9 protein-coding genes, 2 tRNA genes, 3 rRNA genes and 2 pseudogenes are annotated in these 14,277 nt (G+C 36.3%); 8 read left to right on the top strand and 8 right to left on the bottom strand.

Annotated elements, in window-relative coordinates:
• Nucleotides 1–4 precede the first annotated feature (4 nt).
• A pseudogene (locus GCU34_RS01975) lies at nt 5–870 on the top strand (TraB/GumN family protein).
• Between the two features lie 32 nt (nt 871–902).
• Here GCU34_RS01975 and GCU34_RS01965 read toward each other — a convergent pair.
• Both GCU34_RS01965 and GCU34_RS01960 read right to left on the bottom strand, forming a co-directional pair.
• A complete protein-coding gene (locus tag GCU34_RS01965; protein WP_072785576.1) occupies nt 903–1,718 on the bottom strand; it encodes a lysophospholipid acyltransferase family protein in 816 nt (271 codons plus the stop codon).
• A gap of 51 nt (nt 1,719–1,769) precedes the next feature.
• The gene (locus GCU34_RS01960; RefSeq protein ID WP_072785578.1) at nt 1,770–2,426 is read right to left on the bottom strand and encodes an NUDIX hydrolase; all 657 of its coding nucleotides are present in this window, start codon (nt 2,424–2,426) and stop codon (nt 1,770–1,772) included.
• A gap of 65 nt (nt 2,427–2,491) precedes the next feature.
• Here GCU34_RS01960 and GCU34_RS01955 point away from each other — a divergent pair, with 65 nt between their 5' ends.
• From GCU34_RS01955 to GCU34_RS01930, 6 genes are all read left to right on the top strand, one after another.
• On the top strand, nt 2,492–2,935 hold the full coding sequence (locus GCU34_RS01955; RefSeq protein WP_072785589.1) for a DUF4268 domain-containing protein: 444 nt from the start codon (nt 2,492–2,494) through the stop codon (nt 2,933–2,935).
• Nucleotides 2,936–3,033: 98 nt separating this feature from the next.
• The gene (msrB, locus tag GCU34_RS01950) at nt 3,034–3,501 is read left to right on the top strand and encodes a peptide-methionine (R)-S-oxide reductase MsrB (RefSeq protein WP_072785591.1); all 468 of its coding nucleotides are present in this window, start codon (nt 3,034–3,036) and stop codon (nt 3,499–3,501) included.
• 5 nt (nt 3,502–3,506) lie between these two features.
• Nucleotides 3,507–3,887 carry a DoxX family membrane protein gene (locus tag GCU34_RS01945; protein ID WP_072785594.1) on the top strand — a complete coding sequence of 127 codons (381 nt, stop codon included), beginning with the start codon at nt 3,507–3,509 and terminating at the stop codon, nt 3,885–3,887.
• A gap of 4 nt (nt 3,888–3,891) precedes the next feature.
• Entirely contained in the window at nt 3,892–4,380 is a 489-nt protein-coding gene (locus GCU34_RS01940; protein WP_072785628.1) for a DinB family protein, read from the top strand.
• The gene (locus GCU34_RS01935; protein WP_072785595.1) at nt 4,368–5,039 is read left to right on the top strand and encodes an NRDE family protein; all 672 of its coding nucleotides are present in this window, start codon (nt 4,368–4,370) and stop codon (nt 5,037–5,039) included. The genes GCU34_RS01940 and GCU34_RS01935 overlap by 13 nt, the downstream gene beginning before the upstream one ends.
• Complete coding sequence (locus GCU34_RS01930) at nt 5,036–6,076, top strand: ATP-grasp domain-containing protein (RefSeq protein ID WP_072785606.1); 1,041 nt, start codon at nt 5,036–5,038, stop codon at nt 6,074–6,076. Before GCU34_RS01935 ends, GCU34_RS01930 begins: the two co-directional genes overlap by 4 nt.
• A 210-nt stretch (nt 6,077–6,286) precedes the next feature.
• On the opposite strand, the gene rrf is transcribed toward GCU34_RS01930, so the two are convergent.
• The 6 genes and pseudogenes from rrf to GCU34_RS13790 form a co-directional block, all read right to left on the bottom strand.
• Nucleotides 6,287–6,396: ribosomal RNA gene (gene rrf, locus GCU34_RS01925) — 5S ribosomal RNA — on the bottom strand.
• A 104-nt stretch (nt 6,397–6,500) separates the two neighbouring features.
• A 23S ribosomal RNA gene (locus tag GCU34_RS01920) occupies nt 6,501–9,371 on the bottom strand.
• Nucleotides 9,372–9,472: 101 nt separating this feature from the next.
• Nucleotides 9,473–9,546, bottom strand: a tRNA-Ala gene (locus GCU34_RS01915).
• An 81-nt stretch (nt 9,547–9,627) separates the two neighbouring features.
• Nucleotides 9,628–9,701: transfer RNA gene (locus tag GCU34_RS01910), tRNA-Ile, on the bottom strand.
• A gap of 78 nt (nt 9,702–9,779) precedes the next feature.
• Nucleotides 9,780–11,295: ribosomal RNA gene (locus GCU34_RS01905) — 16S ribosomal RNA — on the bottom strand.
• Together the 16S, 23S and 5S rRNA genes with 2 tRNA genes alongside form the textbook arrangement of a ribosomal RNA operon.
• An 814-nt stretch (nt 11,296–12,109) precedes the next feature.
• Nucleotides 12,110–12,238: pseudogene (locus GCU34_RS13790) on the bottom strand (ABC transporter permease); the annotation flags it as partial.
• 73 nt (nt 12,239–12,311) lie between these two features.
• On the opposite strand from GCU34_RS13790, the gene thrS reads away from it, so the two are divergent.
• Nucleotides 12,312–14,252, top strand: coding sequence for a threonine--tRNA ligase (gene thrS / locus GCU34_RS01900; RefSeq protein WP_072780269.1), 1,941 nt, complete (start codon nt 12,312–12,314; stop codon nt 14,250–14,252).
• Nucleotides 14,253–14,277: the final 25 nt, after the last annotated feature.

The following is a 14,277-nucleotide window of genomic DNA, read 5'->3' as shown; positions in this document are numbered from 1 at the left end:
ATAAATGGTTCAAATTATCATTAAATTTACTCAACTAGCGATCTTTTTTCTACTATTATTATTTAGTACTTTTAGTAATGCCCAAAAATTAGAAAATAGCTTACTGTGGAAAGTTAGTGGCAAAAATTTAAAGAAACCTTCTTATGTTTTTGGAACCATGCATTTAATTTGCGATCCTACATTAACTCCTAAAACACTTCGTGCATTAGATAAAACTTCTCAACTTTATTTAGAGATTGATTTAACAGATGAACCTAGTATTTTAAACGCTAGTGAAGATTTCTTTATGGAAAATAACGAAACCATAGAAGATTTATTAACAGAAGAAGAATACAAAAAGTTAGACGTATTTTTAAAAAAGTACATGAGTGTTTCAATTGAATTATTGAACAATGTAAAACCAATAAATATTTCCTATTTACTTTATCCATTTTTCTTAGAATGTGATGCAGAATCTATCGAAAGTCAACTTGTAAAGGTTACAAAAGAACAAAATGAACTTACTTTCGGTTTAGAATCAAATGAAGATCATAATGCTGTAGTTGATAATTATAGTAATAGAGACCAACTTCTTGAATTATTAGAATTATCGAATCAAGACGATGAAACATTAAAAAGAGAAGCTAAACAAATGGCTAAAATTTATTTAGCAGAAGATATTGAACAAATGTATGCTAATAGCAATGAAGAAAATGCACAATTTAACGAAGCTATTTTAAACGATAGAAATAAAAATGGATTCCGGTAATGGAAAAAGCCATGAAAGATAAACCAACATTTTTTGGAGTTGGTGCTGCTCATTTAGCTGGAGAAGAAGGTGTTATAAAATTATTACGAAAACAAGGTTATAAAGTAGAACCAGTAAAATAAAAAAAGATGCGATTTTAAAATCGCATCTTTTTTTAATATCTCCATTGTCGCTCTTGATCTAATTTCGCTTGTTCTTCTAAAACTTCTGTTGGAATAACTTTTAAAAGAGAAGGATGTTGTTCAATTGCAAATTCAATTTTTTCAACTAAACTATCAACCGTTTCGGTTTCATAATCAATTTGAAGAGGTTCTTTAATTACAAAAGATTGCAAAATACCTTTTTTCTTAATTCGTAATCCTTTTCTATCAAACGATCGACGAAAACCATCAATTACAATAGGAACAACTATGGGTTTATGATGCAAAATAATGTGAGCTGTTCCTTTACGCACAGGTTTAAATGAACGCGTAGTTCCTTGTGGAAAAGTAATTACCCAACCATCATTTAATGCTTTCTCAATATTTCTAAAATCAGATAATTTTACTTGCTTTTGCTCGTGTTTTTCTAAATCTTTTCCTTCTGCACGCCAAGTTCTTTCTACAGAAATTGAACCTGCATATGCCATAATTTTAGGTAATAATCCCGATTGCATGGTTTCTTTTGCAGCAACATAATACATGTTTAATTTAGGATTCCACAGGTAACCTACATTCTTAATATTATTTTCTCTTCCTTTTAACGCTGCATTAAAAACATGAAACATTGCTACTACATCAGCAAAATAAGTCTGGTGGTTAGAAATAAATAAAACATTTCTATCTGGAAGACTTCTAATAATTTCAGAACCTTCAATATGTAACTGATTAAATCCTCTATAGCGTTTATGTGTTAATGCTCCTGCTATCCGGATTAACCATTTTTTTAAAAACAATATATGTCCAAAAGGATTTCTCTTAAATAATCCCATGATTTGATTTTTTTAGGTAAGGGTTGCAAATGTATAAAAACCATTCATTTTTCAAAATGATTCTTCGCAGTTTAAGACACTTTTAATAGTTTCTTTTAACTCGCTCATCATCATAGCAGTTGCACCCCAAACAATATATTTATCTACAACAAATGCAGGAACTTCAATATCTACTGCATATGACGTTGTCATTTTTACTTTTGTGATACTTTTTTCGTCTAAAAATAATGAAAGAGGAAATTCTAATACTCTTTTTACTTCATCCATATCAGGTATAAAGGAAACTTCTTCATGACAAATTCCCATATATGGAGAAACTAAAAAATTACTCGGCGGAATATAAATTCGAGAAAATGGTTTTATAATTTCAACCTTTTGAGGATGTACACCTACTTCTTCATGTGTTTCTCTTAATGCTGTATCTGCCAAGTCTTTATCTATGTCTTCTACTTTTCCACCTGGAAAACCTATTTGTGATGAATGTACTCCTGGATAGGTATTTCTTACAATTAATGCTAAATGTGTTTCGCCAAATTTGGGATAAAATAACATCAATACAGCAGCTAATCTCGGATTTTTATCAAGATAATTTTCTTCCTTTAAAAAAGAAATTCGTTCCAAAGGCGCCATTTTTGCATGCGCATCTTCGGCTAACAACTTTTCTTTTTCTATTTTTGGAATATATTTTATAAAATCCTGAAATAACATAATTTTAAATTCTTAACTCATAAAGTTAGGAGTTTTTTTACAATTCATCAAAAAAAGGAGCCAAAATGTTTAGTAAAGAAGAAGCGCGACAAATAAAAAAAGACTTTTGGATTGCATTTGCAGAAGAATATCCTAGAAAATGGTTATTATACAACACTAAGATTAAAGATTTTAGTTTTAAATTTTACGTAGATAATAAAAAAGCCCAAGTGCTTTTAGAAATTGAACCAGCTGCTGAGGAACTTCGAAAAATTTACTACGAAAAAATAGAATCGCTAAAAACTATCTTACTTGAAGATTTTTTAGAAGATGCAATTTTTGAACGTAATTTCTATTTAGAAAATGGAAAATTAGTAAGTAGAATTTGGGTTGAACTTGATAATGTGAGTGTTAACAATAAAAATACTTGGCCAAGAATATTTGATTTCTTTAATGAAAAAATGAGTGCTTTTGAGTTGTTTTTTTACGAATATGAAGACTACATTAATGATTTAGAAACGAATACCTAAAAAAGTAAATTTTGTAAAATAGCTAACATTTGTTTCATGCATTTAATTGTAATTTTGGTATAAACAAATTGCTTTTATTCAATTAAATATTAAAACAGATGAAAAAGTTATTATTAACTTTATGTTTAAGTTTTTTCACCTCTTGTAACTCACAAAACAAAAAAACTATGGATTTTGAAGTAAAAAAAACGGATGCAGAATGGAAAGCACAACTTTCTAATGAAGAATATAGAATATTAAGAGAAAAAGGAACTGAAAGAGCTTTTACAGGCGAATATTATGACCATTTCGAAAAAGGAACTTATGTGTGTGCAGGTTGTGGTAATAAATTATTTGATTCGAATACAAAATTTGATTCGCACTGTGGTTGGCCTTCATTTGACAAAGCCATAAAAGGTGCCACTATTTATAAACAAGACTTAAGTTTTGGGATGGTTCGAACTGAAGTGATGTGTGCTAAATGTGGCGGACATCTAGGTCATGTCTTTGATGATGGACCCCAAGAGACTACAGGAAAAAGATATTGTACCAATTCGGTTTCGATAAAATTTATTCCTGAAAAGTAATAAAAATGAAAGTTATTTTTTATTGGATAATTCGCATTTTCCCTGCCATAATTATGCTTCAAACTTTATTCTATAAATTCACGGCAGCACCAGAAAGTGTTGCTATTTTTTCAAAATTACACGCAGAACCTTTTGGTAGAATTGGAACAGGAATTATTGAATTAATTGCATCAATTTTAATTTTAATTCCAAATAAATCTAGATTTGGAGCAATATTAGGTTTCGGAACCATGTTTGGAGCAATAATTTCACATATTTTCATATTAGGTATAAATGTAAACCATGAAGGTGGACAACTCTTTACTTTAGCAATAATAACAATAATATGTTTTGGATTAGTTCTTTTTGAAGAACGAAAAAAAATTAGTATTTTTCAAAAAAGTTAATTGTATGCTTGTTACTTCTGTTCAAAAGAATCTGAACGAAATTTTAGAACTTCTTCATCAATTAAATGATGAACAGTTTTCATTTAAACATTTAGAATTAAGTAATGCTAGCATTGGAGAACATACTAGACATATTATTGAATTGTACGAATGTTTGATAAACAATTACCAAAATGGTAAAATAAATTACGATTTAAGAGAACGAAATTTGCTTATACAAACACAAACCATAGAAGCTATAAAATCGATTGAAGTTTTATTAAATAAAATTAATAAAGAAAATAAAACACTTCAAATTGAACAAGGAACTATAGAAAACTTTTTGTCCATTGAATCCAATTATTTTAGAGAATTACTATACAATTTAGAGCATTCAATTCACCATCAAGCATTAATTAAAGTAGCTCTTTTAAAATTTCCTACGATTCAAATTAATGAAAACTTTGGTGTAGCACGTTCAACCATAGAATACCGATTAAAATGTGCACAGTAACATTTGTACCCACAAAAAAAGGTTGTATTTTAACTTCTAATAGAGATGAAACTACTCTCAGAGGAAGAGCAATAAAACCAATTGAATATTCAGGAAACTTTAAAAAATTAGTTTTCCCAAGAGATCCAAAAGCAAGCGGAACTTGGATAGTTCACGATTATACCAATGTTGCAATTTTATTAAATGGCGCCGAAGAAAAACATCATCATCGAAACGATTATAGAAAAAGTAGAGGTCTTATTTTGTTAGATATTTTTGATTCAGAAAATGTTCTAAAAAAATGGCAAACTATTGATTTAAAAGATATTGAACCTTTTACAATTGTTTTATACAACAATAAAAAACTATTTCAACTGCAATGGAATGAAATAGAAAAATCTACAAAAGAATTATCGGTTACCAAAGCTCATATTTGGTCCTCTTCTACATTGTATTCAAAGGAAATTAGAGAACATCGAAAACTTTTATTTGAAGAATATTTAAGTAAATCTAATGCAACTAAAAAAGAGATTTTAGATTTTCACCAATTTAAAGATGAAGAAGATTCGAATAATACAATTGTGATTAAACGTGATGAACATTTAAAAACAGTAAGTATTACACAATTTAACATTGAAAATAACAAAATAAAACTCAATTATATAGATTTATACGAATGAATCTAAGATTAACTTGGCATAAGATTACACACTGGGAATATTGGCCCTATCAAGTGGTTTACACACCCGTGTATTTTCAATATTTATATTACGCGTTTAGAACACGCTCATTTTTTTATTTTAACGCTTCAAATCCCACTATTAAAAATGGTGGATTTTTCATGGAGTCTAAAAAAGAAATCTACGATTTAATTCCACAACAATATTATCCAAAAACTATTTTAATCAATAAAGAAACTTCTCTAGATGAAATCATAAACATAATTAAAGAAAATAATATAAATTTTCCCTTTATAGCAAAGCCCGATACTGGTTTGAGAGGAACAGCTGTAAAAAAAATAGATACTAAAGAAACATTACTATCGTATACAAAGAAAGCAAATTTTAACTTCCTTATTCAAGAATTTATTCCATTTACTAATGAAATAGGATTGTTTTATGTAAAACTTCCCAATCAAACTAAAGGAAAAATTACAGGAATTGTTTCAAAAGAATTCTTAATCCTAAAAGGCAACGGAAAAGAGTCAATAAAAGAATTACTTTTAAAAGATCCACGTTACGAATTCCAGCTAGAAGTTTTACATAAAGAATATGGTGATAAACTAAACCAAATTCTATCCGAAAACGAATCTATAAACCTTGTTCCCTACGGAAACCATTGTAGAGGCACAAAATTTATTGATTTTAGTCACTTTATAACTCCAAAATTAGAAGAAACCTTTACTAACATTTGTAATCAAATAAACGGATTTCACTATGGTCGAATGGATATCATGTTTGATTCATTTGAAAAATTAGAAAATGGTAAAAACTTCCAAATTGTAGAAATCAATGGTGCAATTAGCGAACCAACACACATTTATGACCCAAATCATTCTTTATGGTACGGTTGGAAAGAATTAACCCGTCATTTTCATTATTTATACAAAATAAGCAAATACAACAAAAAACAAGGTGCAACTTATTTAAGCTTTAAAGAAGGAATTTCCGAATTTAAAAAGCATATTCAATTCTATAATACTATTTTAAAATTTTAATTAGCACACAATCGCTTAAAAATAAATAGTTGTCCCGCTGTTCGCTGTATCTTTTTTGTTTTTTTGTCAGTTCGAGCTAAATGGAAGTAACTCAAAAAAGGATGCCGCTTCCATCGGGGCTAAATTTTGAGGTATTTGTATTTCAAAAAGTATTTTACAAAAAGATATAAAAACAAAAAACCCTAACCGATATGGATAGGGTTTTCAAAAGAAAGGCAGCGACCTACTCTCCCACAGTTATGCAGTACCATCGGCGCAATCGGGCTTAACTTCTCTGTTCGGAATGGGAAGAGGTGAGCCCCGACGCAATAACCACCTTAAATTTTTGGTTACATTAGTAACACTAATATTTTAACATATTGAGAAAAGAATCTATTTTATAATTCAGAAAGAAAGTTCCCCCGCAAAAATGCGGGGGATACGCGTACATAAGCTTACGGGTTATTAGTACTACTCGGCTATGACATTACTGCCTTTACACCTATAGCCTATCAACGTGGTCATCTTCCACGACCCTTAAAAGAAATCTCATCTTGTGGTGGGTTTCGCGCTTATATGCTTTCAGCGCTTATCCCTTCCCGACGTAGCTACTCTGCAGTGCCCCTGGCGAGACAACAGATACACTAGAGGTCAGTCCAACTCGGTCCTCTCGTACTAGAATCAGATCCACTCAAATTTCTAACGCCCGCAGTAGATAGAGACCGAACTGTCTCACGACGTTCTGAACCCAGCTCGCGTGCCACTTTAATGGGCGAACAGCCCAACCCTTGGGACCTTCTCCAGCCCCAGGATGTGACGAGCCGACATCGAGGTGCCAAACCCCCCGTCGATGTGAGCTCTTGGGGAGATCAGCCTGTTATCCCCGGCGTACCTTTTATCCTTTGAGCGATGGCCCTTCCATGCGGAACCACCGGATCACTATGCTCTACTTTCGTACCTGATCGACCTGTATGTCTCTCAGTCAAGCTCCCTTATGCCATTGCACTCTACGCACGGTTACCAAGCGTGCTGAGGGAACCTTTAGAAGCCTCCGTTACTCTTTTGGAGGCGACCACCCCAGTCAAACTACCCACCAAGCAATGTCCCCGCATCCGCGGGGTTAGGCCTCAGACAAGCAAAGGGTGGTATTTCAACAATGACTCCACGAATCCTTGCGAACCCGCTTCAAAGTCTCCCACCTATCCTACACATCACGTGTCCAAGGTCAATACTAAGCTATAGTAAAGGTGCACAGGGTCTTTTCGTCCCACTGCGGGTAATCGGCATCTTCACCGATACTACAATTTCACCGAGCTCATGGCTGAGACAGTGTCCAGATCGTTACACCATTCGTGCAGGTCGGAACTTACCCGACAAGGAATTTCGCTACCTTAGGACCGTTATAGTTACGGCCGCCGTTTACTGGGGCTTCAATTCAATGCTTCTCCGAAGATAACATCTCCTCTTAACCTTCCAGCACCGGGCAGGTGTCAGGCCCTATACTTCATCTTACGATTTTGCAGAGCCCTGTGTTTTTGATAAACAGTCGCCTGGACCTTTTCACTGCGGCCACGCCTGAGCGTGGCGACCTTTCTCCCGAAGTTACAGGTCTATTTTGCCTAATTCCTTAGCCATGAATCTCTCGAGCACCTTAGGATTCTCTCCTCAACTACCTGTGTCGGTTTACGGTACGGGTACTTATAATCTAAGTTTAGAAACTTTTCTTGGAAGCCCTTAGGCACACTATCCCATCGTCCGAAGACTCCGAGTACTATCGCATTTCACCATCTTCTACGGATTTGCCTATAAAAGATATAGCTAAGTGCTTTAACGAACTATTCCGTCAGTTCGCGGTGCTTTCATCACTCCGTCATTCCATCACAATTATAAGTAGTACGGTAATATTAACCCGTTGGCCATCGACTTCCCCCTTCGGGTACGCCTTAGGACCCGACTAACCCTCAGCTGATTAGCATAGCTGAGGAAACCTTAGTTTTTCGGTGTGCGGGTTTCTCGCCCGCATTATCGTTACTTATGCCTACATTTGCTTTTCTAAACAGTCCAGCAATCTTCGCAGATCACCTTCAACCCAGTTTAGAATGCTCCCCTACCACAGATTAATCTGTCCATAGCTTCGGTAGTATACTTATGCCCGATTATTATCCATGCTCGTCCGCTCGACTAGTGAGCTGTTACGCACTCTTTAAATGAATGGCTGCTTCCAAGCCAACATCCTAGCTGTCTAAGCAGACAAACCGCGTTTTTTCAACTTAGTATACATTTGGGGACCTTAGCTGATGGTCTGGGTTCTTTCCCTCTCGGACATGGACCTTAGCACCCATGCCCTCACTGCTTATGAGCATTTATTAGCATTCGGAGTTTGTCAGGAATTGGTAGGCGGTGAAGCCCCCGCATCCAATCAGTAGCTCTACCTCTAATAAACTCCATAAGCGCTGCCCCTAAAGGCATTTCGGGGAGTACGAGCTATTTCCGAGTTTGATTGGCCTTTCACCCCTACCCACAGGTCATCCGAAGACTTTTCAACGTCAACCGGTTCGGTCCTCCACTATGTGTTACCACAGCTTCAACCTGCCCATGGGTAGATCACACGGTTTCGCGTCTACCATTACTGACTATGGCGCCCTATTCAGACTCGCTTTCGCTACGGATCCAGTACTTAATACCTTATCCTTGCCAGCAACGGTAACTCGTAGGCTCATTATGCAAAAGGCACGCCGTCACCCCACTAAAGGGCTCCGACCGCTTGTAAGCGTATGGTTTCAGGATCTATTTCACTCCGTTATTCACGGTTCTTTTCACCTTTCCCTCACGGTACTGGTTCACTATCGGTCTCTCAGGAGTATTTAGCCTTAGCGGATGGTCCCGCCAAATTCACACAGGGTTTCACGTGCCCCGCGCTACTCAGGATACCACTATCCTTATCTTCTCTTACTTATACAGGACTATCACCTTCTTTGGTTAACCTTTCCAGGTTATTCTAATTCAATCCGCAAGAAATGTCGTGGTCCTACAACCCCAAAATTGCCGTAACAACTTTGGTTTGGGCTAATCCGCGTTCGCTCGCCACTACTTACGGAATCACTTTTGTTTTCTTCTCCTCCGCCTACTTAGATGTTTCAGTTCAGCGGGTTCGCCCCCTATCGGGTACTATGTCTTCAACATAGTGGGTTGCCCCATTCGGATATCTGCGGATCAATTCGTATGTGCCAATCCCCGCAGCTTTTCGCAGCTTATCACGTCCTTCATCGCCTCTGAGAGCCTAGGCATCCCCCATACGCCCTTATTTTGCTTATTGTACTTTTAGTCTTACATATAAATGCAAAACTGTGCTTTCTATTCTACTTATGTTTTTCTTTTCTCAATATGTCAATGAACTGCTATCACCTTAGTGATTCGTGGAGAATATCGGAGTCGAACCGATGACCTCCTGCGTGCAAGGCAGGCGCTCTAGCCAGCTGAGCTAATCCCCCATTCTTAAATTCAGAATTATGAATTCAGAATTACGAATTTTGAATTCTCAACTTCCAGAATTTCCTTCGTCTTAAATTTAGTAGTCCCGGGCAGACTCGAACTGCCGACCCCTACATTATCAGTGTAGTACTCTAACCAGCTGAGCTACGAGACTCTGTATTTAAAACTTATTTTTTGAACTAACAGCGAGAGTAAAAGCTCTTTTTTATTAACCATCTTATCATTTCTCTAGAAAGGAGGTGTTCCAGCCGCACCTTCCGGTACGGCTACCTTGTTACGACTTAGCCCCAGTTACTAGTTTTACCCTAGGCAGCTCCTTACGGTCACCGACTTCAGGTACCCCCAGCTTCCATGGCTTGACGGGCGGTGTGTACAAGGCCCGGGAACGTATTCACCGGATCATGGCTGATATCCGATTACTAGCGATTCCAGCTTCATAGAGTCGAGTTGCAGACTCCAATCCGAACTGAGACAGGTTTTATAGATTCGCTCCTTATCGCTAAGTGGCTGCTCTCTGTACCTGCCATTGTAGCACGTGTGTGGCCCAGGACGTAAGGGCCGTGATGATTTGACGTCATCCCCACCTTCCTCACGGTTTACACCGGCAGTCTTGCTAGAGTTCCCGACATTACTCGCTGGCAACTAACAACAGGGGTTGCGCTCGTTATAGGACTTAACCTGACACCTCACGGCACGAGCTGACGACAACCATGCAGCACCTTGAAAGACGTCCGAAGAAAGTCTAGTTTCCTAAACTGTCGTCTCCCATTTAAGCCCTGGTAAGGTTCCTCGCGTATCATCGAATTAAACCACATGCTCCACCGCTTGTGCGGGCCCCCGTCAATTCCTTTGAGTTTCACACTTGCGTGCGTACTCCCCAGGTGGGATACTTATCACTTTCGCTTAGCCACTCAACTTGCGTCAAACAGCTAGTATCCATCGTTTACGGCGTGGACTACCAGGGTATCTAATCCTGTTCGCTCCCCACGCTTTCGTCCATCAGCGTCAATCGTTTGTTAGTAACCTGCCTTCGCAATTGGTATTCCATGTAATATCTAAGCATTTCACCGCTACACTACATATTCTAGTTACTTCACAAAAATTCAAGCCCTACAGTATCAATGGCAGTTTCCTAGTTGAGCTAGGAGATTTCACCACTGACTTATAAGACCGCCTACGGACCCTTTAAACCCAATGATTCCGGATAACGCTCGCATCCTCCGTATTACCGCGGCTGCTGGCACGGAGTTAGCCGATGCTTATTCTTACGGTACCGTCAAGCTCCTACACGTAGGAGGGTTTCTTCCCGTACAAAAGCAGTTTACAACCCATAGGGCCGTCTTCCTGCACGCGGCATGGCTGGGTCAGTCTTCCGACCATTGCCCAATATTCCTCACTGCTGCCTCCCGTAGGAGTCTGGTCCGTGTCTCAGTACCAGTGTGGGGGATCTCCCTCTCAGGACCCCTACCCATCATCGTCTTGGTGTGCCGTTACCACACCAACTAACTAATGGGACGCATGCTCATCTTGTACCGTTGGAACTTTAATAATCAAATGATGCCATTCGAAAATACTATGAGGTATTAATCCAAATTTCTCTGGGCTATCCCTCTGTACAAGGTAGATTGCATACGCGTTACGCACCCGTGCGCCGGTCTCAAGGAAGCAAGCTTCCTCTACCCCTCGACTTGCATGTGTTAGGCCTGCCGCTAGCGTTCATCCTGAGCCAGGATCAAACTCTTCATCGTAGTATTTTTAATATTGTACGATAAGTGCTAGGTTAATTCTAATCGAGTCTTACTCTCTTAATTTTGTATGCTGTCAATCCAATATGTCTATGAACGTATTCTTCTATGTCTTTCGCTATTCTTTCGTTTAGCGGGTGCAAAAGTACAACTTCTTTTTTAACTCGCAAATATTTTTGAAACTTTTTTTAATTTTTTTCAAACCTATTTTTTTGTCATTTTTCTAAAAGAACTTCCTCGTTTTACTTCACTAAAACCTATCTTTAAATTGTGTTCAGTGAATTCGTCTAACGACTCATTTGCGGACGGCAAAGATACTATCTTTACTTCTTACAAACCAAATCTTTTTTAAACTTTTTTTTAAAAATTTTTTAATCCGTTTTTCAGTATTTCTATGAACTCTTTGCCTTATCAAAGCGGGTGCAAAAGTAGAACTCTTTTCCGTATTCGCAAACTTTTTATAACCTTTTTTTATCCTTTTTTGCAAAGTTTTTTCTTACCACTGAATTACAATAACTTACAAAAAACTTTTTTTTACCTTTTTTTTATAAACCCTTTATTAAGGCTTTTAATACTGTTGTATATTTAGTAGCTCTACTATATAATATATAAGTATAAGGATTTTTTTTGCACACGTTTTTTCAGCCCCGATGGTAATGACATCCTTTTTTAGCCTAAAAAAAGCTCTTAAAACAAAATGTCTAGTTCTAAAACTGTCGTTTAACCCCAAAAAAAAGACCAAATAAAAAAAGATATAATGAACAGCGGGTAAAATTTCCCTTTGAAAAAATATAAATGTGCTGCTTAAAAATGAAAATTAATCGAATCGGATAACTTTAACCGGTGATATCTTCGTAATAATATATGATGGAATTATCAAAACTAATAAACATATTAATATAGTACCCATGTTTAATACTATTATATATAGGTAATAAAAATATACCTGTATATATACCTATATATATTATTGTATGTGATTTTGTAATGTTATATATTTGCACCCTAATTTAAATATGATGATTAAGATAACATTACCAGACGGTTCGGTTAAAGAGTTTGCACAAGGTGCAACTCCTATGGATGTAGCTTTGAGTATAAGCGAAGGTTTAGCAAGAAATGTAATTTCGGCTTCGTTTAATGGTACAACTATTGAAACTTCTACTCCGTTAACGACCGATGGCTCTCTTACATTATATACTTGGAATGACGACGAAGGTAAAAAAGCTTTTTGGCATTCTACTTCACACGTAATGGCTCAGGCTATTGAAGAAAAATATCCGAATGCTAAATTAACTTTAGGGCCGGCTATTGCGAATGGTTTTTATTACGATGTTGATTTTGGTGATGAAAAATTTACCGATGCAGACTTTAAAGCTATTGAAGATAGAGTTTTAGAAATATCGAAAGAGAAACACGATTTCAGAATGCGTTCGGTTACAAAAGCAGAAGCATTAGATATATATAAGGATAACGAATATAAAACAGAGTTAATTTCGAATTTAGAAGACGGAACGATTACTTTTTGCGATCATTCTAACTTCTTTGATTTATGTCGTGGTGGACATATTCCGAATACAGGAATTATTAAAGCTATGAAAATCCTTTCGGTTGCGGGTGCATACTGGAGAGGTGACGAAAAAAACAAACAGTTAACTCGTGTTTACGGTATTTCATTCCCTAAACAAAAAGATTTGACAGAGTACCTACATTTGTTAGAAGAAGCAAAAAAACGCGATCACAGAAAATTAGGAAAAGAATTAGAATTATTCCATTTTTCTCAAAAAGTAGGTCAAGGTTTACCATTATGGTTGCCAAAAGGAGCTGCTTTACGTGATCGTTTAGAACAATTTTTGAAAAAAGCTCAGAAAAAAGCTGGATACGAACAAGTGGTTACTCCACATATTGGTCAAAAAGAATTATATGTAACTTCGGGGCACTACGCAAAATATGGTGCGGATAGTTTTCAACCCATTCATACGCCAGCGGAAGGAGAAGAATTTTTATTAAAACCAATGAACTGTCCTCACCACTGTGAGATTTACAATGCAAAACCTTGGTCTTATAAAGATTTACCAAAACGTTATGCAGAATTTGGTACAGTTTATAGATATGAGCAATCAGGAGAATTACACGGTTTAACACGTGTAAGAGGCTTTACTCAGGATGATGCACACATTTTCTGTACGCCAGATCAGTTAGACGCTGAGTTTAAAAATGTAATTGACTTAGTATTATATGTATTTGGATCTTTAGGGTTCGAAAACTTTACAGCTCAAGTTTCGGTTAGAGATTTAGACAATCCTGATAAATATATAGGAAGTGTTGAAAACTGGGAAAAAGCAGAAAACGCAATTATTAGTGCTGCAAAAGATAAAGGATTAAATTATGTAATTGAATCTGGTGAAGCTGCTTTTTATGGACCGAAGCTAGACTTTATGGTTAAAGATGCTTTAGGAAGAAGTTGGCAATTAGGAACCATTCAAATAGATTATAACTTACCAGAACGTTTTGATTTAACTTATAAAGGAAGTGATAATGAGTTACATCGTCCTGTGATGATTCACCGTGCCCCTTTTGGAAGTATGGAGCGATTTGTAGCAATTTTGCTAGAACATACAGCAGGTAATTTCCCAATTTGGCTGATGCCAGAGCAAGCTATTATCTTGTCTTTGAGTGAGAAATATGAAAATTATGCTCAAAAAGTTTTAAATTTGCTAGAAAATCACGAAATTCGCGCCCAAATTGACAATAGAAACGAGACTATTGGGAAAAAAATTCGTGAAGCTGAAGTTCAAAAATTCCCATTCATGCTGATTGTAGGTGAAGAAGAAGAGAAAAATGGAACAATTTCAGTAAGACGTCATGGTGATGCTGGAAAATCAAATCAAAGCATGACTATTGAGGAATTTGCACAATTGATTCAAGTAGAAATTGATAAAACATTAAAACAATTTTAAGTTTAACTAAAAATTTATAGCCATA

Source organism: Flavobacterium haoranii (assembly GCF_009363055.1).
Lineage (GTDB): Bacteria > Bacteroidota > Bacteroidia > Flavobacteriales > Flavobacteriaceae > Flavobacterium > Flavobacterium haoranii.
Note: the sequence above shows the minus strand (reverse complement) of the source record. Positions and strands in the feature narration are given on the sequence as shown.